Consider the following 26232-nt stretch of genomic DNA (forward strand, 5'->3'; position numbering starts at 1 on the left):
ACAACTTCAACCACTTGCGCTTCCGATCTCTCGTTAGCGGGAGGCGAATTCTACAGCGTTAATCGCTGCTGTCAACACCTCTTTTTCTCCGCTTTCGACCGAGAAGATCGAACCGTTAAAAGAGCCAGACATCACCGCTCTTTCAACTCCTTCTAGGCTTCGATGACCTGAAGCAAGTCGCTGTCGAAAGCTGCATAACTCTTTGAATCTCAAGGAGTTTTCCGTTTCGACTGCGCCGGAAGTGGGGCGAATTATAGACCTCTGGAATCTGCCGTCAACACCTATTTTCATATTTCTGTCATATCGGTAAAAAAGCCCCGAAAACGCGAAGGCCGACCTGAAAGGTCGGCCTTCTGCACATCCAGCTACTTATAAGCTAGGGAATGCGAACTGCGAAGCTTCATGGCTTGCACGCTGCGGCCAGCGCTGGGTGATTGCCTTGCGACGAGTATAGAAGCGCACGCCGTCCGGACCGTACGCATGCAGGTCGCCAAACAGCGAACGCTTCCAGCCGCCAAAGCTGTGATAAGCCACCGGCACCGGCAGCGGCACGTTGACGCCGACCATGCCGACTTCGATCTCGTCACAGAACAGCCGCGCCGCTTCGCCGTCACGGGTGAAGATGCAGGTGCCGTTGCCGTATTCGTGATCATTGATCAGTTGCATCGCCTCTTCCAGGCTGTTCACCCGCACCACGCACAGCACCGGCCCGAAGATCTCTTCTTTATAGATGCGCATCTCTGGAGTGACGTTGTCGAACAGGCAGCCACCGAGGAAGAAGCCGTCTTCATGACCGGCGATGCTCAGACCGCGGCCATCGACCACCAGGGTCGCGCCCGCCGCCACACCGTCATCCACATAACCACTGACCTTGTCACGCGCCTGACCGGTAACCAACGGCCCCATGTCCAGACCGCACGAGGTACCCGCACCGATTTTCAGCGCTTTGATCTGTGGAACCAGTTTCGCCACCAGCGCGTCCGCGACCTGATCGCCAACACACACGGCCACCGAGATGGCCATGCAGCGTTCGCCGCAGGAACCGTAGGCCGCGCCCATCAGTGCACTCACCGCATTGTCCAGATCGGCATCCGGCATCAGTACCGCGTGGTTCTTCGCGCCGCCCAGTGCCTGCACGCGTTTGCCGCGCTTGGTGCCTTCGGCGTAGATGTATTCGGCAATCGGTGTCGAACCGACGAAGCTCAGCGCTTTGACTTCCGGCGCTTCGATCAACGCGTCCACCGCCGTCTTGTCACCATGGACCACACTCATCACACCTTTCGGCAACCCGGCTTCCAGCAGCAACTGAGCGATCAGCAGCGTCGAGCTTGGATCGCGCTCGGATGGCTTGAGGATGAAGCAGTTGCCGCAGACGATCGCCAGCGGGTACATCCACAGCGGCACCATGGCCGGGAAGTTGAACGGGGTGATACCGGCAACGATGCCCAACGGCTGGAAGTCCGACCAGGCGTCGATGTTCGGGCCGACGTTGCGGCTGTACTCGCCCTTGAGGATTTCCGGGGCGGCGCAGGCGAACTCGACGTTCTCGATACCGCGCTTCAATTCACCGGCGGCGTCTTCCAGGGTCTTGCCGTGCTCTTCGCTGATCAGTTGCGAGATGCGCGCCTCGTTCTGCTCAAGCAGTTGCTTGAAACGGAACATCACTTGGGCGCGTTTGGCCGGCGGCGTGTTGCGCCAGGCCGGAAACGCAGCCTTGGCGGCATCGATGGCTTTCCGAATGGTGGCCTGGCTGGCCAGTGGCAGTTTATGGATCGCCTGGCCGGTGGACGGGTTGAACACATCTACCGCGCGACCGGTTTCGGTCACCAGTTCGCCATTGATCAAATGCGGGATAACACTCATCGAACACTCCTGAATTCTGGTCCGCAGGCGCCGTGAGAGGCGCCCGCACTTTTGTACATATATAGAGGGAAAAATCAGTCGAGCTTGTTCAGCACTTCGCCGACCGCGTCGAACAGACGATCGAGGTCTTGCGGCTTGCTGTTGAAGGTTGGGCCGAACTGCAGGGTGTCGCCGCCGAAGCGCACGTAGAACCCGGCTTTCCACAAGGCCATGCCCGCTTCGAAAGGACGCACGATGGCATCACCGTCACGCCCGGCAATCTGGATCGCGCCGGCCAGGCCGTAGTTGCGGATGTCGATGACGTTCTTCGAGCCTTTCAGGCCGTGCAACGCGTTCTCGAAATGCGGCGCGACTTCGGCGACGCTCTGCACCAGGTTTTCCTTTTGCAGCAGATCGAGTGCCGCAAGACCGGCGGCACAGGCCACCGGGTGCGCCGAATAGGTGTAGCCGTGGGGGAATTCCACGGCGTATTCCGGCGTCGGCTGGTTCATGAAGGTCTGGTAGATCTCGGAGCTGGCAATCACCGCGCCCATCGGAATCGCGCCGTTGGTGACTTGTTTGGCGATGCACATCAGGTCCGGGGTCACGCCGAAGCTCTCGGCGCCGAACATCGAACCGGTGCGGCCGAAGCCGGTGATCACTTCGTCAAACACCAGCAGGATGTTGTGCTGATCGCAGATCTCGCGCAGACGCTTGAGGTAACCCTGCGGCGGAACCAGTACCCCGGCAGAGCCGGCCATCGGTTCAACGAACACCGCAGCGATGTTGGAAGCGTCGTGCAGTTCGATCAACTTGAGCAGCTCATCGGCCAAAGCAATACCGCCCTGCTCCGGCATGCCGCGGGAAAACGCATTGCTTGCCAACAGCGTATGTGGCAAGTGATCGACGTCCATCATCGCCTGACCGAACAGCTTGCGGTTGCCGTTGACGCCGCCGAGGCTGGTGCCGGCGATGTTCACACCGTGGTAGCCACGGGCGCGGCCGATCATTTTGGTCTTGGTCGCCTGGCCTTTCAGGCGCCAGTAGGCACGGACCATTTTCACCGCAGTATCGGCGCACTCGGAACCAGAGTCGGTGAAGAACACGTGGTTCAGATTGCCCGGGGTCAGTTCAGTGATTTTCTCTGCCAGTTGGAACGACAAGGGATGGCCGTACTGGAAACCCGGCGAGTAATCGAGAGTGCCCAGCTGTTTCGCAACGGCTTCCTGAATTTCCTTGCGGGTGTGCCCGGCGCCGCAGGTCCACAGACCGGACAGCGAGTCGTAGATCTTGCGGCCCTTGTCATCGAACAGCCAGCTGCCTTCAGCGCCGACGATCAGACGCGGGTCGCGCTGAAAGTTGCGGTTGGCGGTGTACGGCATCCAGTGCGCGTCCAGCTTCAGTTGGCTGGCCAGTGGCGACGGCGCGTTTTCAGGCATGTTCATCGGGCAAAACCTCGCAGGGCATAAGCGTCAGGGAGATGGAAAGCGTTGTTGCAGCTAAATTGCCACGGCGATAAAGTCGGTGAAATCCAACTCTTCTAACCTTCAGTTAGATCATTGCTAAACAAAGAGAACAAAAAATGAGCAGCCGCCGCGCCGATCCATTGGCCCAGGTCAGTGATTTTGATATACGCCTGCTGCGGATTTTTCGCAGTGTCGTGGAGTGTGGCGGCTTCTCCGCAGCGGAAACCGTGCTTGGCATCGGCCGCTCGGCGATCAGCCAGCAGATGAGCGATCTGGAACAGCGCCTCGGCTTGCGCTTGTGCCAGCGCGGCCGGGCCGGATTTTCCCTGACCGAGGAAGGCCGTGAGGTGTATCAATCAGCGCTGCAATTGTTGAGTGCGCTGGAAAGCTTCCGCACTGAGGTCAACGGTCTGCACCAACACCTGCGCGGCGAGCTGATCATCGGCCTGACCGACAATCTGGTCACCCTGCCGCACATGCGCATCACCCACGCCCTCGCGCAATTGAAGGAGCGCGGGCCGGATGTGCAGATTCAGATCCGCATGATTGCGCCGAATGAAGTCGAGCAAGGCGTACTCGACGGGCGTCTGCATGTCGGCGTGGTGCCGCAGGCCAGCGCCTTGTCGGGACTGGAATATCAGCCGTTGTACAGCGAGCGTTCGCTGCTGTATTGCGCGGTGGGTCATCCGCTGTTTTATGTCGACGACAAGCAACTCGATGATCAACGCCTCGACAGTCAGGACGCGATTGCGCCGACCTTTCGTTTGCCGGCGGAGATTCAGGCGCATTATCAGGCGCTCAACTGCACCGCCAGTGCCTCTGACCGTGAAGGCATGGCGTTTCTGATTCTGACCGGGCGCTACATCGGGTACCTGCCGGATCACTACGCCAATCTTTGGGTACAGCAGGGGCGCTTGCGTGCGCTCAAGGCCGGCACGCGTTTTTACGATTTGAGTCTGGCATCGGTCACGCGCAAGGGGCGGCGCCCTCATTTGGTGCTGGAAAGTTTCCTCGAGAGCCTGGCCGCGACGCGATAGATAAGCGCGCAGAGCCCAGCCCGGCAGGGCCTCATCGACAGAATCCAGAAATAACCTGAGCAAGTGGACAGGTTTTTGCAGAGAAGGGATAACTCTCCTTCAAGAAGCCAAAGCCATGCAGCCAGATTCCGATTCATCCAGTGAACTGATCTACGGCCTCAACGACCGCCCCAAACCACTCGCCGCCATTCTCGCCGCACTGCAACACGTGCTCGCCAGTTTCGTCGGCATCATCACCCCGCCACTGGTGATCGGTTCCGCGCTCGGGCTGACCGCGCATCTACCGTACCTGATCAGCATGGCGCTGATGGTCTCGGGCGTCGGCACTTTTATCCAGGCGCGGCGACCGTTCGGCATTGGCGCGGGGATGATCTGTCTGCAAGGCACCAGTTTCGCGTTTCTCGGTGCGGTGCTGTCGGCCGGGTTTCTGGTCAAGCAGCGCGGCGGCAGCCCGGAAGATATCCTGGCGATGATTTTCGGCGTGTGCTTTTTCGGCGCAATCGTGCAGATCGTGCTCAGCCGCTTCATCGGTCAGTTGCGCCGAGTGGTGACACCGCTGGTGACCGGCATCGTCATCACGCTGATCGGCATCAGCCTGATCAAGGTCGGCATCACCGATCTGGGTGGCGGCTTCAACGCGCCGGACTTCGGCGCGCCGGGCAATCTGGCCTTGGGCGTGTTCGTGCTGCTGACAATCATTCTGCTCAACCGCTCGAATACGCCGTGGGTGCGCCTGTCGGCGATCATCATCGGGCTGGTGCTCGGCAGCCTCGCGGCGTGGTTCAGCGGGAAACTGGTCCCGCAGCCGTTGCCTGACTTGCCACTGGTGAGTTTTCCTACGCCATTCAAGTTCGGATTCAACTTCGACTGGACCGCTTTCCTGCCGGTCGCGCTGATTTACCTGATCAGCACCATCGAAACCGTCGGTGACCTCACCGCCAATTGCATGCTTGCCCGCCAACCGATCAGCGGCCCTTCTTATATAAGCCGCTTGCGAGGTGGCGTGCTCGGTGATGGTGTCAGTTGCATGATCGCGGCGACATTCAGCGCCTTCCCCAACACAACGTTCGCGCAGAACAACGGCGTGATCCAATTGACCGGCGTTGCCAGCCGCTACGTCGGCCTGTACATCGGCGCGATCCTGTTCTGCCTCGGCCTGTTCCCGATGATCGGTGCGGTGCTGCAACAAATCCCGAAACCGGTGCTCGGTGGCGCAACGCTGGTGATGTTCGGCGCTGTGGCGGCGGCGGGCGTGCGCATTCTCGCGCAGTCGCCGCTGGACCGGCGCAGCATGTTGATCATCGCCACTTCGTTCGGCGTCGGCCTCGGCATCGCCGCGCAACCGAACCTGCTGCACCTGCTGCCGAAACTGCTGCAGAACCTGTTCGACTCGGCGATCACCAGCGGCGGGCTGACGGCAATCGTCCTGTGTCTGTTGTTGCCGGAAGGCAAAACTGTTGAGACAAAAAGCCCCGCGTCACTGAACAAGATCGAACAGGCGTAACTGTTTTTCCGCGCCAGGACTTGTCGGATGCCTGTGGGTGCGCTATCAACGCAACTGGTTGCACCCACAGACAATCCCGGAAGTGCCTATGACCTTTGAAGTCCCAGCCCACGGCGGCAAACCCGCCAGCCGCATTCGTCAGAAGAACGAAGAGACCATTCTCAAAGCCGCCGAAGACGAGTTCGCCCGTCACGGGTTCAAAGGCACCAGCATGAACACCATCGCGCAGAATGCCGGGCTGCCCAAGGCCAACCTGCATTACTACTTCACCAACAAGCTCGGTTTGTATGTGGCGGTGCTGAGCAACATCATCGAGTTGTGGGACAGCACCTTCAACACCCTTACTGCCGAGGATGACCCGGCCGAAGCGCTGACCCGCTACATCCGTGCGAAGATGGAGTTCTCGCGGCGCCAGCCACAGGCTTCGCGAATCTTCGCCATGGAAGTGATCAGCGGCGGCGAATGCCTGAGCGAATATTTCAATCAGGATTACCGCACCTGGTTCACCGGGCGCGCGGCGGTGTTTCAAGCGTGGATCGATGCGGGCAAAATGGACCCGGTCGACCCGGTGCATCTGATCTTCCTGCTGTGGGGCAGCACCCAGCATTACGCCGACTTCGCCACGCAGATCTGCCGCGTCACCGGGCGCAGCAAGTTGACCAAGCAAGACATGGAAGACGCCGGCAACAACCTGATCCGCATCATTCTCAAAGGCTGCGGCCTCACTCCTTCTTTATAAGACGTTTATGCCTTTCACCCTCAGCGGTTTTTGCGAGTACCGCGAAGAGATTCGCAAAAGCCGTTTCATCACTCTGGCGACGCCGATCAGCAGCCCCGCCGATGCGCAGGCGTTTTTCGAGCAGCACAGCGATTTGAATGCCACGCACAATTGCTGGGCGTGGAAACTCGGCGCGCAATACCGCAGCACTGACGACGGCGAGCCGGGCGGCACGGCCGGGCGCCCTATTCTGGCGGCGATCGAGGCGCAGGACTGCGATCAGGTCGCGGTGATGGTGATTCGCTGGTACGGCGGCATTCAACTGGGGACCGGCGGTTTGGCCCGAGCCTATGGCGGTGGCGCCAACAAGTGCCTGCAAGCGGCGGACAAAATCGAGCTGATCAGCCGCGTACCGCTCAGTTGCGCCTGCGGATTTGCCGAGTTGGCGCTGGTGAAGTTGCGCGTGGCCGATCTCGGTGGATTGGTGGTGGAGGAGAACTTCACAGCCAATGGCGTTGAGTTGAAGCTGGCGGTGGGGGAAGCGCAGATCGACGTGTTGCAGAGTCAGTTGGCGGATCTGAGCCGTGGGCGGATTTTGTTGCAGCGGTAGGCTGCGATCTTTTAGGGCATCCCTCGTTTTCCTTATTCCACAGACTTGCCCACACCTGCTGTGCACCCGACTGTGGATAACCTGAGCACATACCGCTGTAACCCTTCTGTCATGCGGCTTTGCGCGATTTGTTCAATTTTCGTTCAATTGACCCGACGAAAGGGAAATCCAGCGTAAAAACAAACAGTTACCTTCGTTTATCACCATTAGAACAAAGCATCGCAGTGCTTATGCCCGCCCTCGGCGCTTGCGCACAATTACTGTGGAGCAACCTGTGGATAAGCCGTTCATGACCGCCGCAGCTGCTGGATCTGTCTGGCTCCCAGGCAGTTGCTCGTTTTTTAACCAACTGCGAGCGGGCAAAACTGGAGCCTGTTCAATGGCTTTGCGCTGAATTGGTGCTCGATTGAAAGACAAAACACCCGCCGATGCGCTGCTGTCGGCACTTGCGGACTGGCTCCGCAAGCGTTCCTGACTCAATGGCCAGGAAATTGCTTTATCCACAGGCACAACTCCAAGTCAGTCGAGCCTGTCATGTCCATCGCCCCTTCCCCACCGCGCCTGCAACTGCGCCAGATCAGCAAACGCTACCCCGGTTGTCTGGCCAACGACGCCATCGACCTGAGCATCGCGCCGGGTGAGATCCATGCCCTGCTCGGTGAAAACGGCGCGGGCAAAAGTACGTTGATGAAGATCATTTACGGGGTCACCCAGTGCGACAGCGGTGAAATGCTCTGGCAGGGGCAGCGCGTGCAGATACGCAATCCGGCGCAGGCGCGGCAGTTGGGCATTGGCATGGTGTTCCAGCATTTCTCCCTGTTCGAAACCCTCAGCGTGGCGCAGAACATTGCCCTGGCGATGGGCGCGGCGGCCGGCACGCCGAAGCAACTGGAGCCGAAGATCCGCGAAGTATCACGGCGTTATGGCATGGCCCTGGAACCGGAGCGACTTGTCCACAGCCTGTCGATTGGCGAGCGCCAGCGGGTGGAAATCATCCGTTGCCTGATGCAGGACATCCGCCTGTTGATTCTCGACGAGCCGACCTCAGTGCTGACGCCGCAAGAGGCCGACGAATTGTTCATCACCCTGCGGCGCCTTGCCGCCGAGGGCTGCAGCATTCTGTTTATCAGCCACAAGCTCGGTGAAGTGCGCGCCTTGTGCCACAGCGCCACGGTGCTGCGCGGCGGCCGGGTTGCCGGGCATTGCGTGCCCGCCGAATGTTCGGACCAGCAACTGGCGCAAATGATGGTCGGTGAAGCGGCGGCTTTGATTGGCGAGTATCCGAAGGTCAGCGGTGGCGCGGCGTTTCTGCAGGTGCAGGGTTTGAGCTGGCACAACCCGGATCCGTTCGGTTGCTCGCTGACCGACATCGACCTGCAAGTGCGCAGCGGTGAAATCGTCGGCATCGCCGGGGTCGCGGGCAATGGTCAGGATGAGCTGCTCGCCCTGCTCAGTGGCGAACAGCCCTTGCCTCGTGCGCAAGCGGCGACCCTGCGCTTCGCAGATAGAAACGTCGCTGACCTGCGCCCGGATGCGCGGCGCAAACTCGGTCTGGCCTTCGTGCCGGCCGAACGCCTCGGCCACGGCGCGGTGCCGGAGTTGAGTCTGGCCGATAACGCCCTGCTCAGTGCTTTTCAGCACGGACTGGTGAGCCACGGGTTGATTCAACGAAGCAAAGTCGAAGCCCTCGCGCAGCAGATCATCCAGCGTTTCGGCGTGAAGACCCCGGACACGCAAACCGCTGCGCGCAGCGTGTCCGGCGGCAACTTGCAGAAATTCATCCTCGGCCGGGAAATTCTTCAGCAACCGAAACTGCTGATCGCCGCGCACCCGACCTGGGGCGTCGACGTCGGTGCCGCCGCCACCATTCATCGCGCCTTGATCGCCCTGCGCGATGCCGGCGCGGCGATTCTGGTGATTTCCGAAGACCTCGATGAGCTGTTCCAGATCAGCGATCGCCTCGGCGCGCTGTGCGGCGGGCGTCTCTCGGCGCTGCAAGACACCAGCGCTACACAACTGAGCGATGTCGGCGCGTGGATGGCCGGCCAGTTCGATCACTCACCTCGCGCCGCTTCGGTTTAACGGAGTTTCAACATGCTGCTTTCTCTCGAACCCCGTGGCCAGCAATCGCGCCTGATGCTGTGGTGCTCGCCGTTATTGGCGGCGGCCCTGACCCTCGGCTGCGGCTCGCTGTTGTTCATCGCGCTGGGCCACGACCCACTGCAAACCTTGCACACGCTGCTGATCGCACCGGTCAGCGATTTGTATGGCGTGTCTGAATTGCTGGTCAAGGCGCTGCCGATTCTGCTCTGCGCACTCGGCCTAGCGGTGGCCTATCAGGCGCGGATCTGGAACATCGGCGCCGAAGGCCAACTTCTACTTGGCGCCTTGGCCGGCAGTGCTCTGGCAGTGAACGTTATCGACATGCAAAGTCGCTGGGCGCTGGTGCTGATTCTGCTGACCGGCACGCTGGCCGGCGCCGCATGGGCCGGGCTCACCGCATGGCTGCGCACGCGCTTCAACGCCAACGAAATCCTCACCAGCATCATGCTCAATTACATCGCGTTGAACCTGCTGCTGTTCTGCGTGCACGGGCCGTTGAAGGATCCGGCGGGCTTCAATTTCCCCGAGTCGGCGATGTTCGGCGACGCCAGTCGCTTGCCGCTGCTGCTGGAGGACGGCCGCGTGCATGCCGGCGTGTATTTCGCCCTGCTCGCGCTGGTTGCGGTGTGGGTGTTGTTGCAGAAAAGCTTCATCGGCTTCCAGATCAAAGTGCTCGGGCTGGACAAGCGTGCGGCAGGTTTTGTCGGCTTTCGCGAGAAGCGCCTGATCTGGCTGGCGCTGTTGATCAGCGGTGGTCTGGCCGGGCTCGCCGGGGTCTGCGAAGTGACTGGGCCGATCGGCCAATTGGTGCCGCAGGTGTCGCCGGGCTATGGCTACGCAGCGATCACCGTGGCGTTCCTCGGACGGTTGAATCCGCTTGGCATTCTGTTCTCCAGTCTGCTCATGGCGCTGCTGTACATCGGCGGCGAGAGCGCGCAGATGTCGCTCAATCTGCCGCAAGCGATCACCCAATTGTTCCAGGGCATGATGCTGTTTTTCCTGCTCGCCTGTGACGTGCTGATTCTCTATCGGCCACGCCTGAAACTGCGCTGGACCCGGCGCGCCTCGACCCGTGCCGTAACCGCCGGAGCGCTGTGATGGATATCGATCTGTTGAGCAATATTTTCTACGCGATGGTCCGCTGCGGCACGCCGCTGTTGCTGGTGGCATTGGGTGAGTTGATCTGCGAGAAAAGCGGCGTCCTCAACCTCGGCCAGGAAGGCATGATGCTGTTCGGTGCGGTGATCGGTTTCATCGTCGCGCTGAACAGCGGCAACCTGTGGCTGGGTGTGCTGTTGGCGATGTTGGCCGGGATGTTGTTGTCGTCACTGTTTGCCCTGGTCGCGCTGGTGTTCAACGCCAATCAGGTGGCCACCGGGCTGGCGCTGACGATCTTCGGCGTGGGCCTGTCGACATTTGTCGGCGCGGCCTGGGTGGGTAAGCCGCTGGCAGGTTTCGAGCCTTTGGCGATTCCGTATCTGAGTGAGATCCCGCTGATCGGGCGGATGCTGTTTGCCCAGGATCTGCTGGTGTATCTGTCGTTCGCGCTGTTTGCGCTGGTGGCGTGGGTGATCATCAAAAGTCGTGTCGGCCTGATCATTCAAGCGGTCGGTGAAAACCCGGATGCGGCAAGCGCCATGGGCTTGCCGGTGCTGACCGTGCGCACCTTGGCGGTGTTGTTCGGCGGAGCAATGGCCGGGCTGGCCGGGGCTTATCTGTCGCTGGCGTACACACCGATGTGGGCAGAGAACATGACCGCAGGGCGCGGCTGGATCGCTCTGGCGCTGGTGGTGTTTGCCAGTTGGCGGGTGAGGCGCTTGCTGCTAGGGGCGTATCTGTTCGGCCTCGCCAGCATCCTGCACTTGGTGGCACAGGGATTGGGACTGGCGATTCCTTCGAGCCTGCTGGCGATGCTGCCGTATGTGGCGACGATTTTGGTGCTGGTGCTGCTGTCCCGCGATGCCGTGCGTACGCGATTGTATGCTCCGGTTTCGTTGGGGCAGCCGTGGCAATCGGGACACTGATCGTTGTCAGAGCGGGCCTCTTCGCGAGCAGGCTCGCTCCCACAAGGGATCTGAGTGAACGCGGGCAAGCGTGGGAGCGAGCCTGCTCGCGAAGGCGTCCGCACAGGCAACACTTGAACCACGCCTCATGATTGTTTCTGATCAAACACCCTCGAGAAACTCAAGAGGCCTGGAGTATGCTCCGGGATCAAAGCCTGTTTTTCGCCAAGCGCTGCAACTGCGCCTTGGTCAGGCGTGTCCATTGAATCCTGAATGCTGACTTTCAAGGAAACCCATCATGTCTCAGGCAAAAAACGCACTGATCATCGGCGCCTCCCGCGGCTTGGGCCTCGGTCTGGTGAAGACCCTGCTGGGCGATGGCTGGCAAGTGACCGCGACAGTGCGCAATCCGCAGAAGGCCGAGGCGCTGCAAGCGCTGGGTGACGTGCGCATCGAGAAGCTCGACATGGACGATCAGCAAGCGGTGATCGCTCTAAGCCAGAAACTCAAGGGCGAAACCTTCGATCTGTTGTTCGTCAACGCCGGGGTCAAAGGCCCGGACGTGCAGACGCCGGGCGGCGCGACATTGGCCGAGGTCGGGCAACTGTTTTTCACCAACGCAGTGGCGCCGATCAATCTGGCCCAGCGTTTCGTCGGGCAGATCCGCGAAGGCAGCGGCGTGCTGGCGTTCATGAGTTCGGTGCTCGGCAGCGTGACCATGCCCGACGCGCCGGAGCTGGCGTTGTACAAGGCGAGCAAAGCGGCGCTGAATTCGATGACCAACAGTTTTGTCACGCAACTGGGTGAACAGAAACTCACCGTACTGTCGTTGCACCCGGGCTGGGTGAAGACCGACATGGGCGGCGAAGGTGCTGACTTGGATGTAGAGACCAGCACTCGCGGGCTGATTGACCAGGTCAATGCATTCACCGGCAAGGGCGGGCATCACTTCGTCAATTACAAGGGTGAAACGATTGCCTGGTAAGCACTGAAAATCCCGATGTGGGAGCGAGCCCGCTCGCGAATACGATCTGTCAGGTAAATCTGTATCGACTGACATGACGCCTTCGCGAGCAGGCTCGCTCCCACAGGGAGTGATGGTGAATGGTCGGGTGGCGCTTGCCCGGCGCGGCGATTTGTTTGAAACTGCGCGCCTCGTCCTTTGCGGCGACCCTGGATCAGCAGACAGGGCAACACTGAGCTGGCAACCCTGAACCCAACTTTCAGAGGAGCCGGCCACAATGCCTGCGACCCGTACCTGGTTAAAAAATCCCCTCGCCATTTTCACCTCCAACGAGCTTGATGCCCGTGGCGGTCTTGTCGTGCAAGACGGTGTGATCGTCGAAGTCCTCGCTGCCGGTCAGCAGCCGTCGGCGCCGTGCAATGAAGTGTTCGATGCCCGCGAGCATGTGATCCTGCCGGGCCTGATCAACACTCACCACCACTTCTATCAAACCCTGACCCGCGCCTGGGCGCCGGTGGTCAATCAGCCGCTGTTTCCGTGGTTGAAAACCCTGTACCCGGTATGGGCGCGGCTGACGCCTGAAAAACTCGCCCTCGCCACCAAAGTGGCGCTGGCCGAATTGCTGCTCTCAGGTTGCACCACCGCTGCCGACCATCACTATCTGTTCCCGGATGGTCTGGAAAACGCCATCGACGTGCAGGTCGAAACGGTGCGTGAACTGGGCATGCGCGCCATGCTCACGCGCGGCTCGATGAGCCTTGGCGAGAAGGACGGCGGCCTGCCTCCGCAACAAACGGTGCAGGAAGGCCAGGTGATTCTCGACGACAGCCAGCGGCTGATTCACGAGTATCACGAGCGTGGCGACGGCGCGCAGATACAGATCGCCCTGGCGCCATGTTCGCCATTTTCGGTGACCCCGGAAATCATGTCGGCCAGTGCTGATCTGGCGAACACGCTCGATGTGCGTCTGCACACCCACCTCGCTGAAACCCTTGATGAAGAAGACTTCTGCCTGCAACGTTTCGGTCTGCGCACCGTCGATTATCTGGACAGCGTCGGCTGGCTCGGCCCGCGAACCTGGCTGGCCCACGGCATCCATTTCAACCCCGACGAAATCGCCCGCCTCGGCCAGGCCGGTACCGGCATCTGCCACTGCCCAAGCTCGAACATGCGCCTGGCGTCCGGCATCTGCCCGAGCATCGAGCTGACCGACGCCGGCGCGCTGTTCGGTCTTGGCGTTGACGGTTCGGCGTCCAACGATGCCTCGAACATGATCCTCGAAGCGCGTCAGGCGCTGTACATCCAGCGCCTGCGTTACGGCGCCGAAAAGATCCCCCCCGAGCGCGTGCTGGGCTGGGCGACCAAGGGTTCGGCGAGCCTGCTCGGTCGCAGCGACATCGGCGAAATCGCCGTGGGCAAACAGGCGGATCTGGCGTTGTTCAAGCTCGATGAACTGCGCTTCTCCGGTAGCCACGATCCGATTTCGGCGCTGTTGTTGTGCGGCGCGGATCGGGCGGATCGGGTGATGATTGGCGGCAAGTGGCGTGTGGTTGATGGTCAGGTTGAGGGGTTGGACCTGAAAGGTTTGATCGCCGATCACAGCCAAGCCGCTCGCCAACTGATCGCCGGTACCTGACTCACCGCCGTTCAAAACTGTGGGAGCGAGCCTGCTCGCGAAGAGGGAGTGTCAGACAACATGTTTGTTGGATGACACACCGTTTTCGCGAGCAGGCTCGCTCCCACATGGGTATCTGCCAGCCCTAAAGGCCCAGTAGGGACAGCATGATGAATGTGGCAAACAGCACAAAGTGCGTCATGCCCTCAATGGCGTTGGTTTCGCCGTCATTGAGGTTGATTGCGCTGACGATCAGGGTGATGAAGATCATCACCGTTTGCACCGGAGTCATCGCCATCTGAAATGGTTGGCCGGTGTACAGCGCCATCGCTTCCATCACCGGCACGGTCAGAATCACCGTCGACAGTGACGCGCCCATCGCGATGTTGACCACCGACTGCATGCGATTGGCCAGTGCTGCACGCAGTGCGGTGAGAATCTCCGGCGCGGCGGAAATCGCTGCCACCAGAATCGCCGTGATCACCGGCGGCGCGCCCGTGCCTTCCAGGCCCAGATCGAGGGTCTTGGACATCACCTCGGCCAGTGCGCCGATGATCACCACCCCCGACACCAGAATGCCGATCGACAGCGCCAGGCTGACCGGCTTCGGCTCCTGCTCGACCGGCTCCTTCTTGCGACGTTTGTCCGGGTAGCTGTAGCTGAAAAAGTAACTGTGCGGGCCGACCTGCATGCGCAGGAACAGCGCGTAGAGCACCATCATCGCGCCGATGGTGAACGCCGAATACATCTTCCAGTTGGCCTCGGGAATGAACTCCGGGACCACCATCGATACGCCCATCGCGGTAAGGATCATCACGCTATAGCTGCGCGCCGAATCGTCGTTGTAGGACTGCTCGCCGTGTTTGATCCCGCCCATCAAAGCGGCGAGGCCGAGGATGCCGTTGATGTCGAGCATGACCGCTGAATAAATCGTGTCGCGCACCAGCGTCGCCGAGGCTTCGTTGCTCATCATGATCGCCAGGATCACCACTTCGACCAGCACCGCCGAGAGCGTGAGGATCATCGTGCCGTAGGGGTCGCCGACCTTTTCCGCGAGCAGTTCGGCGTGATGAGCGACGCGCATCGAAGCGGCGACGATAAAGGCGATCAGCAGCAGACCGCCGCCCAGCGCGACGATCTGGCCGCTGTGCAGCAGCCAGTGTTCCAGTGGATAAGCGACGCACGCGGCAAGGACTGCCAGCAGCAGGAAGCTTTCTTGTTTGAGGATTGAGAGCATGACGGGCCTTTTGCCGAAAAGAGCTGATGAAGCTACTGACTGCCGCGCGCCACTAACGTTTCGTTACATCTTTACGCACCACGCGATGGCAGCTGGATTCAGGCATGCACTTTTATTGGCCTTGCCGGCCTCTTCGCGAGCAGGCTCGCTCCCACATTGAAATGCGTCCGCTGTGGGAGCGAGCCTGCTCGCGAAGGCCGCGCCGCGTTTTCAAATGTGTTTGTTGTCCTGTTGGTCAGCAATTTGCATTGGCCCTGAGCACACACAACAAAATGGAGTTCGGGTTCATGCCAATACGTCCGCTGCACAAACTGCTGTACGCCGCCATCGGTCTGGGAATCAGCCTGAGCGCCAGCGCTGCCGATCCGCTGAAGGTCGGTTTCGTCTACATCGGCCCGATCGGTGACCACGGCTGGACGTATCAGCACGAACAGGGGCGCAAGGCCCTGGCGGAAAAACTCGGCACGCAGATCACCACCAACTACGTGGAAAACGTCGCCGAGGGCGCCGACGCCGAGCGGGTGATCCGCAACATGGCCAAGGACAAATATGACCTGATCTTCACCACGTCTTTCGGCTACATGAACCCGACAGTGAAAGTCGCCAAGCAATTCCCCAAGGTCACTTTCGAACACGCCACCGGTTACAAGCAGGACAAGAACCTCGGCACTTACCTGGCGCGCACTTACGAGGGCCGTTACGTCGGCGGTTTCCTCGCGGCGAAGATGACCAAGACCAAGAAGATCGGCTACGTCGCCTCGTTCCCGATTCCGGAAGTGATCCGCGACATCAACGCCATCCAGCTGGCCCTGAACAAGTACAACCCTGGCACCGAAATCAAAGTGGTGTGGGTCAACTCCTGGTTTGATCCGGGCAAGGAAGCCGACGCCGCCAACGCGCTGATCGATCAGGGCGTCGACGTAGTGTTCCAGCACACCGACAGCCCGGCGCCGATTCAGGCTGCCGAACGGCGCGGCGTGTATGCCGTGGGCTATGCCTCGGACATGGCCCACTTCGGCCCGAAAGCGGTGCTGACCTCGATCGTCAACGACTGGGCGCCACACTACATTCAGGCGACGCAGAGCGTGATCGATCACACCTGGAAATCTCAGGATTACTGGGGCGGGTTGAAGGAAGGCACGGTGGAACTGCCGATCAGCGATCTGGTGCCGGCGCCGGTCAAAGCCGAAGCCGAGCAGTTGATCGCCGACATTAAGAGCGGCGCATTGCAGCCGTTTACCGGGCCGATCAAGGATCAGGCCGGTGTGGAAAAAATCCCCGCGGGCGTGAGCGCGACCAATGCGGAACTGGCTTCGATGAATTATTACGTTGAGGGCATGAAGGCCGAGATGCCGAAGTAGTCCCCCGATTCACCACACAGAACCCTGTGGGAGCGAGCCTGCTCGCGAAAGCGGTGTGTCATTAACAAAAATGTTGTCTGACACTCCCTCTTCGCGAGCAGGCTCGCTCCCACATTGGCAACACAGCGTATTCAAGGATTGTGTATGGATCAGCTTCCGATCATTGATATCAGCCCGCTCTATGGCGACGACAAAAACGCCTGGCCTGCGGTGGCCGAACAAATCGACCAAGCCTGTCGCGAATGGGGCTTTTTCTACATCAAGGGCCATCCGATCTCGGCGCAGCGCATCGACGCCCTGCTCGATCACGCCCAACGCTTCTTTGCCTTGCCCGCTGCAGAAAAACTCAAAATCGACATCACCCAGACCCGCCATCATCGCGGCTACGGTGCGATTGCCACCGAGCAACTGGACCCGAACAAACCCAGCGATCTCAAAGAAACCTTCGACATGGGCCTGCACCTGCCGAACGAACATCCCGAGGTGCTCGCGGAAAAACCTTTGCGCGGCCCCAATCGGCATCCGGCGCAACCCGGCTGGGAAACGCTGATGGAGCAGCATTACCTCGACATGCAGGCGCTGGCGCAAACCCTGTTGCGGGCGATGACCATTGCGCTGGGCATCGAGCGCGACTTCTTCGATTCGCGCTTTGTCGACCCGGTCAGCGTGTTGCGCATGATCCATTATCCGCCGCGTCACACCGCCAGCTCCGCCGAGCAACAAGGTGCCGGCGCCCACACCGATTACGGCTGCATCACCCTGCTCTATCAGGACAGCGCCGGCGGTTTGCAGGTGAAGAACGTCAATGGTGAATGGATCGACGCGCCACCGATTGACGGCACGTTCGTGGTCAACCTCGGCGACATGATGGCGCGCTGGAGCAACGACCGTTATCGCTCGACCCCGCACCGGGTGATCAGCCCGCTGGGCGTGGATCGCTATTCGATGCCGTTCTTCGCCGAACCGCACCCGGACACGCGCATCGAATGCCTGCCCGGTTGCCAGGACGCACAGCATCCGGCGAAATATCCGACCACCACCTGTGCCGAATTCCTGCTGTCGCGCTTCGCCGATACCTACGCCTATCGCCGTGAACAAGAGGCGGTTTGATCGATCACCTGGTCAGGTTTTGCCAATTGTTGCGGCCAGCCTCTGTAGAATGCCGGCATTGCACCTGATGAGAAAAGACTATGTACGACTGGCTCAACGCCTTGCCCAAAGCCGAACTGCACCTGCATCTGGAAGGTTCGCTGGAGCCTGAACTGCTGTTCGCCCTGGCCGAACGCAACAAGATCGCCCTGCCGTGGAGCGACGTCGAAACCCTGCGCAAGGCTTACGCCTTCAACAATCTGCAGGAATTTCTCGACTTGTATTACCAAGGCGCCGATGTGCTGCGCACCTCGCAGGACTTCTACGACCTGACCTGGGCCTACCTGCTGCGCTGCAAAGCACAGAACGTAATCCACACCGAACCGTTCTTCGATCCGCAGACCCACACCGACCGGGGCATCCCGTTCGAAGTGGTGCTCAACGGCATCGCCGCCGCGCTCAAGGATGGCGAGACGCAACTGGGCATCAGCAGCGGTTTGATCCTCAGCTTCCTGCGCCACCTCAGCGAAGACGAAGCGCAGAAAACCCTCGATCAGGCGCTGCCGTTCCGTGATGCGTTTGTCGCGGTCGGGCTCGACAGTTCCGAGATGGGCCACCCGCCGAGCAAATTCAAACGCGTCTTCGATCGCGCCCGCGACGAAGGCTTCCTCACCGTCGCCCACGCCGGTGAAGAAGGCCCGCCGGAGTACATCTGGGAAGCCATCGACCTGCTGAAAATCCAGCGCATCGACCATGGCGTGCGCGCCATCGAAGACGAGCGCCTGATGCAGCGGATCATCGACGAGCAGATCCCGCTGACCGTGTGCCCGCTGTCGAACACCAAGCTCTGCGTGTTCGATCACATGTCGCAGCACAACATCCTCGACATGCTTGAGCGCGGCGTGAAGGTCACGGTGAACTCCGATGACCCGGCTTATTTCGGCGGGTACGTGACCGAGAACCTCCATGCGCTGCACGAGCATCTGGGCATGACCCAGGATCAGGCCAAGCGCCTGGCGCAGAACAGCCTGGATGCGCGGTTGGTAAAACCGTAAGCAACACCGCATCACCTGCATAACCCAACGTGGGAGCGAGCTTGCTCGCGAATGCGGTGTGTCATCCAACGCAGATGTTGTTTGATACACCGCTTTCGCGAGCAAGCTCGCTCCCACAGTTTTGATCAGCGTTAGCCAGTGACTTCGGTTTCAGTAAGCTCTTCCAGGGTCTTGCCCCGCGTCTCCATCCCGAACAGCCACACCACGCCCGCCGCTATCGCGAAGCACGCCGCGCCCAGCGCGAACACCCCGCCCTGCCCGGTAATCGGGAACACCAGCCCGGTCACCAGTGGCCCGAGCAGTGAGCCGACGCGGCCGATCGCCGAAGCGAATCCCGAGCCGGTTGCCCGCGCTGAAGTCGGATACAGCTCTGGCGTGTAGGTGTAGAGCACCGCCCACATGCCGAAAAGGAAAAACTGCATTAACAATCCGGTGCCGATCAGCAACGCGACGTTGCCGCCGAACACCGCGCTCTGCCCATACAGAAACGCCATCACCCCGCCGCCGAGCAGGGTGACGATGCACACCGGTTTACGCCCCCAACGCTCGACCAGCCACGCCGCCATGAGGAAGCCGGGAATCCCGCCGAGCGAGATCAGCACCGTGTAGTACACCGACTGCGTCACGGCGAAACCCGACTGCTGCAGCAATGCGCTGAGCCAGGAAGTCAGCCCGTAGAAACCCAGCAATGCGAAGAACCACAGACTCCAGATCATCGTTGTGCGCTGGCGATACTGCGGCGACCAGATCTGCTTGAGCGCCGAGAAGAAATTGCCCGGTGGCGTCACCGTGCGTGGCAAACGAACCGGTTCCGGCAAGGCTGCACCGCCCAGCGAAGCACGCACTCGCGCTTCGATGCCGTTCAACACCTTGTCCGCGTCGACGTCGCGCCCGGCCTGTTCCAGCCAGCGCGGCGACTCAGGGATGAAAAGGCGGATCGCCAGAACGAACACCGCCGGCACCGCCAGTACCAGGAAGATATCGCGCCAGCCAATCAGCGGCAGCAGGAAGTACGAGAGCACGCCCGCCGCGACAAAACCCAGCGGCCAGAAGCCGTCCATGAGCGCGATGTAGCGCCCGCGTCGTTGTGCCGGAATCAGCTCCGAGAGCATCGACTGTGCGATGGGAAACTCCATGCCCATGCCAATTCCGAGCAGGATGCGAAACAGCGTCAGCGTCTCCACCGTCTGCGCCGTCGAACACAGGTAACTGGCCACGCCCCACAACACGATGCTCCACTGAAACACCGGTTTGCGCCCGAAGCGGTCGGCGAGCATTCCCGACAGCGACGCCCCGAGCACCATGCCGAAGAAGCTCGAGCTGGCCAGCAGCCCTGCTTGCGCACTGCTCAGGCCGAACTCGGCTTTGATCGAGCCGAGCAGGAAAGTCATCATCGCCAGATCCATGGAGTCGAAGAAAAACGCCAAGGCGATGATGATGAAAATGACGCGGTGATAACCGCTGAGCGGCAGCCGTTCCAGGCGTTCAGCCGCATTAAAGCGTTGTGTATTCATGTTGTGCTCCCCCATCCGGAAAATCCCCGGATCGAGTGTGCGCGATGGTCATTCAGAGGTCGTACTGGATGCGACCTGTTCACAGCCGTGGACGACGTCAGCCTTCAGCTCATCGCCGAGCAACGCTCTAGAACGCTGTTTCCAGCTCGGTTTCCTTGGCAAAGCGATGGATTTCGCGCTGGCCGGTGGCGGTCAACTGCAAGGCGCGGGAATCGTTGGGCAAGGTCAGCCAGCCGGACTGCATGAACAACTGCAACAGCGCCGCGCCCAGTGAGCCGCCCATGTGCGGACGGCGCTCGCTCCAGTCCGGGCAGGCGCAGGCGACCTGCACGTTGCGGTGGGCCAGGGCCTGGATGAACACTCCGCGCTGGGCCAGTCGGGTGGAGCCCTTGTGCGTCACCACCACCCGCTGCTCAAGCTGTTCGATCCAGCCGGCATCGAGCAGGCGCTGATACAGGTCGGCCGCCAAAGTACCGCCCAGATGATCGTCGCAGAACCGCGCGCGCAACAGCGAAGACGGCGCCGCCTGTGGTCTGACCATGGGAGCCGTGCGTTTCAGCGCATCAGGGATTTGCCGTGGCGCGCTGGCAATGGTGGCGCTGGCCAGTGCTTCGATCGCCGCGCCGATTTCCGGTGCCGCCAGGCGAAAGAAGCGTTTGCGCCCACGCATTTCGATGTTCAACAGCCCCCCTGCGGACAGGCGTCCCAGATGCGCACTGGCCGACGACGGCGAGAGCCCGGCCAGCAGCGCCAGCTCTTCGGCTTGCCGGGCCGAGCCATCCATCAACGCCCACATCATCGCGCTGCGCTTGGGTTCGGCCAGCAATGTCGCGATCTGGCTGATGCACGGTGCATGTTCCATATGTTCACTCCCTGTTGAATCGTATCGTCTACCGCTCGGAGACATCCTGGCCGGTTATGGGGCATCGGCCAACACGCGAAAATCGCCCGGGATCGGTGGCAAGGGATGCCACCGACACCAGCTGCTCCGGCACACAACCTGGCAGCAGAAGTAGCAACCGTCACCAAAAGCCGGCAACGCGTTACGGGGTCTGCGCGCCGGGTGTCAGTGCAGGCATGAGGCGGGCGCTAGTATAAGCGGGTTAAGCCAGACGTCCTGCGCCTGGGCCTGGGCAGGTGGCGATTGTTCCTGACAGAAATTTCTCTAATTGCCTGCGACTAATGATCAACTTTGAGGAAACCGGGAAATTGGCTACTCAATTCGGCGCATCGGCTGGCGAGCATCTCCCTCAGCAGGTTCACCGGCTTACTCAATTGTGCGCGATGGGCGCACAACAGATTCAGCGGTGCGCGCTCACACAGCAGTTCCGGCATCAGCACTTTGAGGCGTCCGGCGAGCACATCGGCGCCGACGTCGAGCCAGGATTTGTAGGCGATACCGGCACCGGCCAAAGCCCATAGCCGCACGACGTCGGCGTCATCGCTGAAGCGGTCGCCACTCACGGTCAGGCCGACTTCGCGCTTGCCATCGTGAAAACTCCAGTGGTCGTGGACGCGGCTGCCGAGCATGTACAAAAGGCAGTTGTGCTGGGCCAGTTGCTCGAGCTGGCGCGGCTCGCCATGCCGGGCCAGGTAATCGGGAGATGCGCACAACACGCGGCGATTGTGTGGCGCGATGGGCAAGGCGATCAGGCTGGAATCTTCCGGCTCGCCGTAGCGCAGGGCGATGTCCACCGGTTGCCGGAACAGGTCGGCGATGCGGTCGCCAAGCAGCAGGCGCACCGTCAGTTTCGGGTGTTCACGCTGGAACGCGTCGAGCCACGGCAGCAGCAGATTGCGGCCGAAGTCCGAGGGCGCCGAAAGCTGCAAAATCCCGCTGACCTGATCCTGACCGCTGGCGAGCAGTCGACGGCCTTCGTCGAGATTGCTCAGGGCGGCGCGGGCATATTCGAGGAAGCCTTCGCCCTCGGCGGTGAGGCGCAGGCTGCGGGTGGACCGCGCCAGCAGCCGGGCACCGAGTTGCTGCTCGATGCGCTTCAACGCCGCGCTGGCCACCGCCGCAGACATGTCCATCACCCGTGCCGCCGCCGACAGGCTGCCCAGATCCGCCGCGCGAACAAACAACTGCAAGTCATCAAAACGCAGCATGCGCAGCCTCGATTATCAAAAAAATATTGAAAGAGACTGCTCTTTTAGCCGGTTTTATCGCGCAGAGAAATAGCCAATGATGGCTTCCATCGAATTCATTCCGATTCTGGAGTCCACGCATGTCCCAGCCCTTTACCGCTATCGCCACCCTGACCGCTAAATCCGGCCAGCAAGACGTTCTCGAACAGGCGCTGCGTGCCCTCGTCGAACCGAGCCGCGCCGAGCCGGGCTGTGGCCAGTACGACCTGCACCGCGACCTTGCCGATCCACAGGTTTTTTATGTCATCGAACAGTGGGCCAGTGACGAGATTCTTGAGGCGCACAACGCCAGCGCGCATTTTCAGAAGTTTCAGGCCGGCGCCGGCCACACCATCGAACACTTCCAGCTCAAACGCCTCGGCAAAATTGCCTGATTCCTCCTTCTATCAACTGTACGGAGCCACTTATGAAAGCCATTGCCTATTACGCGTCCCTGCCGATCAGCGACGCCAAGTCCCTGCAGGACATTGAACTGCCAGAACCGGTTGCCGGCCCGCGCGACCTCTTGGTGGAGGTCAAAGCCATCTCGGTCAACCCGGTCGATACCAAAGTGCGGCAGAACGTGGCACCGGAAAACGGCGCGGCGAAAGTGCTGGGCTGGGACGTTGCCGGTGTGGTCAAGGCTGTAGGCAGCGACGTCACCCTGTTCAAGGCCGGTGACAAGGTCTTTTACGCCGGTTCGATTGCCCGGGCCGGTGGCAACAGCGAGTTGCACGTGGTCGATGAGCGCATCGTCGGTCAGATGCCCAAGTCCCTCGGTTTTGCCGAAGCCGCCGCGCTGCCGCTGACCGCGATCACTGCGTGGGAATTGCTCTTCGAGCGCCTGCAAATCAGCGAAGGCAGCAATGATGAGGGTCAGAGCCTGCTGATCGTTGGTGCGGCGGGCGGCGTGGGTTCGATCCTCACTCAATTGGCCAAACAGTTGACCGGCCTGAAAGTAATCGGCACCGCTTCGCGCCCACAGACCCGTGACTGGGTCAGTGAACTCGGTGCCGATCTGGTCATCGATCACAGCCAGCCGCTGAGCGAAGAATTGAAACGCGCCGGCATCGACAGCGTGACCCACGTCGCCAGCCTGACCCAGACCGACCAGCATCTGGCGCAACTGGTCGAAGCCCTCGCGCCGCAAGGCAAGCTGGCGCTGATCGACGATCCGAAGTCCCTCGACATCAGCCTGCTCAAGCGCAAGAGCCTGTCGCTGCACTGGGAGTTCATGTACACCCGCTCGCTGTTCGAAACGCCGGACATGATCGAACAGCACAAGCTGCTCAACCGCGTCGCCGAACTGATCGACGCCGGCATTTTGAAGACGACTTTGGGCGAGCACTTCGGTGTGATCAACGCGGCCAACTTGCGCCGTGCCCATGAGCTGCTGGAAAGCGGCAAGGCCAAGGGGAAAATTGTTTTAGAAGGTTTCTAAAAAAATAAAGCCTCGCAACCGCTCGTGATGCCAGAGCGGTTGCGGGGCTTTTTGCCGTCAGTCGGTTGCTTGACCCTTGTCACAATTACGCGGGTATCGAGGTCTACAATCGAAGCCTCTGCGATACATCTTTTACGCAAGGGAGGTCAGCAATGAAGATCCTGATAAAAGAAGTGGCAAAGTCCCAATGGCAGGTGCGTCTGGACCAGCACGTCGTGACCTTTCGCAGTGAAGCCGAGGCTCTGGCCTTCACTCGCACCCTCGAAGCGCGACTCTGCGCGCCCCACCGGATTCCCGAACCCACCCAGCAGCGCGCCGCCGGCTGAGTTCTAAAGTCGAGCGTTCAGACCTGGGCTTGCGCCAGCGCCCGGGCATTCTGCAAGCGCCGGGTGAGCAGCGCGACGCTCACCACCAGCAAACCACACAGGCTGATGACCATGGCCATCGGCACGGCGCTGCCATCGTGCAACACCCCCACCAACGCGGCGGCACCGGCGGCGATGCTGAATTGCAGGCAACCGAGCATTGCCGACGCACTGCCGGCGCGGGCGCCCTGACCGTTCATTGCGCAAGCCGAGGCGTTGGGAATGATGCAGCCGAGGCTGGCAATGCAGATGAACAGCGGAATCAGCAACGGCCACAATGCCTCTGGACGCATCGCGCTGACCGCCAGCAACGTCAGCCCGGCGAGGAAGTACACCCACACCGCGCGCACCAGCAAAAACGCCGGACCACGCTTGGCCAGCAAACGAGCATTGACCTGCGCCACCAGAATGAACCCTGCCGCGTTGGTGCCGAACAGCCAGCCGAAGTGCTCGGCGGGTACGCCGTAGAGCTTGATGAACACAAACGGGGAGCCGGCGATGTAAGCGAACATGCCGGCGATGGCGATGCCGCCGGTCAGGGCGTGGCCGAGGTAGACCGAATCCTTGACCAGCCGTGCGTACTGGCGCAACGCACCGGACAACGGTTGGCGCGGCACGTGGGCCGGCATGCTTTCCGGCAGACCCAACGCCACCGCCAGACCTGCCGCCGCACTGAATCCGGTGAGGACCAGAAAGATCGACTGCCAACCCGTGGTGTTGACCAGCAGCCCACCGAGCATCGGCGCCAGAATCGGCGCCAGGCCCATCACCAGCATCAACTGGGAAAACACCTTCGCCGAGCCCACCGCATCGCATTTGTCGGCAACCACCGCACGGGAGATCACCATCCCCGCACAGCCACCGAGTGCCTGGACGAAACGCGCGCCGATCAGCCATTCCAGGCTCGGCGCGTAGGCGCAGGCCAATGACGCCAGAGTAAACAGGGCGACACCGCTGAGCAGCGGAAGCCGCCGGCCGAAACGATCGGAAATCGGCCCGTACGCCAGTTGGCCCAGCGACAGACCGAGGAAGTAGGCCGCCAGCGTCAGCTGGACATGCTGCTCATCGGTGCCGAACGCCAGTGCCATGGCCGGGAAGGCAGGCAAATAGAAGTCGATCGCCAAAGGACCGAAGGCGCTCAAGGCGCCGAGTATCAAAATCGTGCGGAAATTCATCAGGCATCCAGGTGGGCAAGTCGCAGCCCGACAGTCTAGCCGCGCCCGGACGCCTTGAACATTCCGATAGCTCGCTAACGATCAATTTCAGACGAGCTTCACCTCATAACCCTCTTCGCGGATCGCTTCGATCACCTCGTCGGCACTCAGCGCGCTTTCGACGCCGACTTCCTTGGCCGCCAGATCGACGCGCACGCTGGCCGCCGGATCCAGCGCCTGCACCGCAGTGGTGATGGCTTTGACGCAATGACCGCAGGACATGCCCTGAACGTTGAACACTTGCATGGGAAGACTCCTTTGAGTGAGGTTGCCGGCAGTCTCAAGCTTGCCACGATGGCAAGGTCAAGTTCTGCGAAAAACTGCCGGGCTGGCATTCGGCGCCGCGCTCGGCCAAGCTGCATGCATCAATGACTGGAATTCAGGAGATTCAGCCATGCGCTGGTCAGCTTTGAGCCTGTTTGGCTTGCTCAGCCTTTTCGCCGCCGTCCCGCAGGTGCAAGCCGCCGGCGAGGATTACGCGGTACTGATCATTTCCCGCGAACGTCTCGAAGTGGCGACCTCGTGCGAGATCGGCGTGTACATCCAGGACCAGCTGTCGGCGCGCCTGTTCCAGGAGCAGAGCACTTCGTTCAACCTGCCGCCGGGCAAGGTTTCGCTGCGCTTGAAACTGCTGCCGGGCCAGGCACCGGGTTGCAACCCCGGCATGCTCGCACCGGGCTCGCAGGAAATTAAACTGCAAGCGGGTGAGATCCAGAAGTACCGGATAGCGATGACGCAGGACGGCATGTATCTGAAGCGCGCCGATCTCGGTTATTGAGCAAATTCCTAACCTGTGGGAGCGAGCCTGCTCGCTCCCACAAGAATCGCCGATCGTTCCCACGCTCTGCGTGGGAATGCAGCCATGGACGCTCTGCGTCCCGAAGCGTGACGCGGAGCGTCACAGGAGGCATTCCCATGCGAAGCGTGGGAACGATCAACATCTTGCGGAATGGTGCTTGACCTTGCC

General features: G+C 61.0%; 24 protein-coding genes. 16 read left to right on the forward strand and 8 right to left on the reverse strand.

Going from position 1 to position 26232, the window contains the following annotated elements:
* Positions 1-369: 369 nt before the first annotated feature.
* A complete protein-coding gene (locus J5M66_RS24495) occupies positions 370-1863 on the reverse strand; it encodes a CoA-acylating methylmalonate-semialdehyde dehydrogenase (RefSeq protein ID WP_207809409.1) in 1494 nt (497 codons plus the stop codon).
* A gap of 74 nt (positions 1864-1937) precedes the next feature.
* Positions 1938-3287 carry an aspartate aminotransferase family protein gene (locus J5M66_RS24500; protein ID WP_016771806.1) on the reverse strand — a complete coding sequence of 450 codons (1350 nt, stop codon included), beginning with the start codon at positions 3285-3287 and terminating at the stop codon, positions 1938-1940.
* Positions 3288-3424: 137 nt separating this feature from the next.
* Here J5M66_RS24500 and J5M66_RS24505 point away from each other — a divergent pair, with 137 nt between their 5' ends.
* The 9 genes from J5M66_RS24505 (at position 3425) to J5M66_RS24545 (ending at position 13883) form a co-directional block, all read left to right on the forward strand.
* The gene (locus J5M66_RS24505) at positions 3425-4345 is read left to right on the forward strand and encodes a LysR family transcriptional regulator (protein ID WP_016771807.1); all 921 of its coding nucleotides are present in this window, start codon (positions 3425-3427) and stop codon (positions 4343-4345) included.
* 115 nt (positions 4346-4460) lie between these two features.
* Complete coding sequence (locus J5M66_RS24510; RefSeq protein WP_207809411.1) at positions 4461-5849, forward strand: nucleobase:cation symporter-2 family protein; 1389 nt, start codon at positions 4461-4463, stop codon at positions 5847-5849.
* A gap of 88 nt (positions 5850-5937) precedes the next feature.
* Positions 5938-6588 carry a TetR/AcrR family transcriptional regulator gene (locus J5M66_RS24515; protein WP_016771809.1) on the forward strand — a complete coding sequence of 217 codons (651 nt, stop codon included), beginning with the start codon at positions 5938-5940 and terminating at the stop codon, positions 6586-6588.
* A 7-nt stretch (positions 6589-6595) separates the two neighbouring features.
* Positions 6596-7177 (forward strand): YigZ family protein, encoded by a 582-nt coding sequence (locus J5M66_RS24520; protein WP_207809413.1) that lies wholly within the window; start codon positions 6596-6598, stop codon positions 7175-7177.
* A 534-nt stretch (positions 7178-7711) separates the two neighbouring features.
* Positions 7712-9259, forward strand: a complete 1548-nt coding sequence (locus J5M66_RS24525; protein WP_207809415.1) for an ABC transporter ATP-binding protein — start codon at positions 7712-7714, stop codon at positions 9257-9259.
* Positions 9260-9271: 12 nt separating this feature from the next.
* Positions 9272-10378: an ABC transporter permease gene (locus J5M66_RS24530; protein ID WP_207809417.1), complete on the forward strand. Its 1107-nt coding sequence runs from the start codon at positions 9272-9274 to the stop codon at positions 10376-10378.
* Entirely contained in the window at positions 10378-11304 is a 927-nt protein-coding gene (locus J5M66_RS24535; RefSeq protein ID WP_207809419.1) for an ABC transporter permease, read from the forward strand. The genes J5M66_RS24530 and J5M66_RS24535 overlap by 1 nt, the downstream gene beginning before the upstream one ends.
* A 277-nt stretch (positions 11305-11581) precedes the next feature.
* Complete coding sequence (locus J5M66_RS24540) at positions 11582-12268, forward strand: SDR family oxidoreductase (protein ID WP_130887050.1); 687 nt, start codon at positions 11582-11584, stop codon at positions 12266-12268.
* Between the two features lie 256 nt (positions 12269-12524).
* Positions 12525-13883: an 8-oxoguanine deaminase gene (locus J5M66_RS24545; protein WP_207809421.1), complete on the forward strand. Its 1359-nt coding sequence runs from the start codon at positions 12525-12527 to the stop codon at positions 13881-13883.
* Positions 13884-14007: 124 nt separating this feature from the next.
* Here the strand turns inward: J5M66_RS24545 and J5M66_RS24550 are convergent, their stop codons facing one another.
* Entirely contained in the window at positions 14008-15099 is a 1092-nt protein-coding gene (locus J5M66_RS24550; RefSeq protein WP_056787779.1) for a calcium:proton antiporter, read from the reverse strand.
* A 287-nt stretch (positions 15100-15386) separates the two neighbouring features.
* On the opposite strand from J5M66_RS24550, the gene J5M66_RS24555 reads away from it, so the two are divergent.
* From J5M66_RS24555 to J5M66_RS24565, 3 genes are all read left to right on the forward strand, one after another.
* Positions 15387-16460, forward strand: coding sequence for a BMP family ABC transporter substrate-binding protein (locus J5M66_RS24555; protein WP_016771815.1), 1074 nt, complete (start codon positions 15387-15389; stop codon positions 16458-16460).
* Between the two features lie 144 nt (positions 16461-16604).
* The gene (locus tag J5M66_RS24560; protein ID WP_207809423.1) at positions 16605-17570 is read left to right on the forward strand and encodes a 2-oxoglutarate and iron-dependent oxygenase domain-containing protein; all 966 of its coding nucleotides are present in this window, start codon (positions 16605-16607) and stop codon (positions 17568-17570) included.
* An 80-nt stretch (positions 17571-17650) separates the two neighbouring features.
* Entirely contained in the window at positions 17651-18604 is a 954-nt protein-coding gene (locus J5M66_RS24565; protein ID WP_207809425.1) for an adenosine deaminase, read from the forward strand.
* Positions 18605-18735: 131 nt separating this feature from the next.
* Here the strand turns inward: J5M66_RS24565 and J5M66_RS24570 are convergent, their stop codons facing one another.
* The 3 genes from J5M66_RS24570 to J5M66_RS24580 form a co-directional block, all read right to left on the reverse strand.
* Positions 18736-20118 carry an MFS transporter gene (locus J5M66_RS24570; protein ID WP_207809427.1) on the reverse strand — a complete coding sequence of 461 codons (1383 nt, stop codon included), beginning with the start codon at positions 20116-20118 and terminating at the stop codon, positions 18736-18738.
* A gap of 127 nt (positions 20119-20245) precedes the next feature.
* Entirely contained in the window at positions 20246-20980 is a 735-nt protein-coding gene (locus tag J5M66_RS24575) for a helix-turn-helix transcriptional regulator (RefSeq protein ID WP_207809429.1), read from the reverse strand.
* Positions 20981-21297: 317 nt separating this feature from the next.
* A complete protein-coding gene (locus J5M66_RS24580; RefSeq protein WP_016771820.1) occupies positions 21298-22227 on the reverse strand; it encodes a LysR family transcriptional regulator in 930 nt (309 codons plus the stop codon).
* Between the two features lie 119 nt (positions 22228-22346).
* Here J5M66_RS24580 and J5M66_RS24585 point away from each other — a divergent pair, with 119 nt between their 5' ends.
* The 3 genes from J5M66_RS24585 to J5M66_RS24595 all read left to right on the forward strand — a co-directional run bounded on the left by J5M66_RS24585 (position 22347) and on the right by J5M66_RS24595 (position 24012).
* Positions 22347-22640: a putative quinol monooxygenase gene (locus J5M66_RS24585; protein ID WP_207809432.1), complete on the forward strand. Its 294-nt coding sequence runs from the start codon at positions 22347-22349 to the stop codon at positions 22638-22640.
* 32 nt (positions 22641-22672) lie between these two features.
* A complete protein-coding gene (locus J5M66_RS24590; RefSeq protein WP_207809434.1) occupies positions 22673-23686 on the forward strand; it encodes a zinc-binding alcohol dehydrogenase family protein in 1014 nt (337 codons plus the stop codon).
* A 152-nt stretch (positions 23687-23838) separates the two neighbouring features.
* Positions 23839-24012: a hypothetical protein gene (locus tag J5M66_RS24595; protein WP_168772664.1), complete on the forward strand. Its 174-nt coding sequence runs from the start codon at positions 23839-23841 to the stop codon at positions 24010-24012.
* A gap of 17 nt (positions 24013-24029) precedes the next feature.
* Here the strand turns inward: J5M66_RS24595 and J5M66_RS24600 are convergent, their stop codons facing one another.
* Entirely contained in the window at positions 24030-25226 is a 1197-nt protein-coding gene (locus J5M66_RS24600; protein WP_024011460.1) for a multidrug effflux MFS transporter, read from the reverse strand.
* 87 nt (positions 25227-25313) lie between these two features.
* A complete protein-coding gene (locus tag J5M66_RS24605) occupies positions 25314-25511 on the reverse strand; it encodes a cation transporter (RefSeq protein ID WP_125926206.1) in 198 nt (65 codons plus the stop codon).
* A gap of 148 nt (positions 25512-25659) precedes the next feature.
* Between J5M66_RS24605 and J5M66_RS24610 the strand changes: the two genes are divergently transcribed.
* Positions 25660-26043 carry a hypothetical protein gene (locus tag J5M66_RS24610; RefSeq protein WP_207809435.1) on the forward strand — a complete coding sequence of 128 codons (384 nt, stop codon included), beginning with the start codon at positions 25660-25662 and terminating at the stop codon, positions 26041-26043.
* Positions 26044-26232: the final 189 nt, after the last annotated feature.

The sequence above is a fragment of the Pseudomonas sp. 67(2021) genome (assembly GCF_017491835.1).
Classification (GTDB): domain Bacteria; phylum Pseudomonadota; class Gammaproteobacteria; order Pseudomonadales; family Pseudomonadaceae; genus Aquipseudomonas; species Aquipseudomonas atacamensis.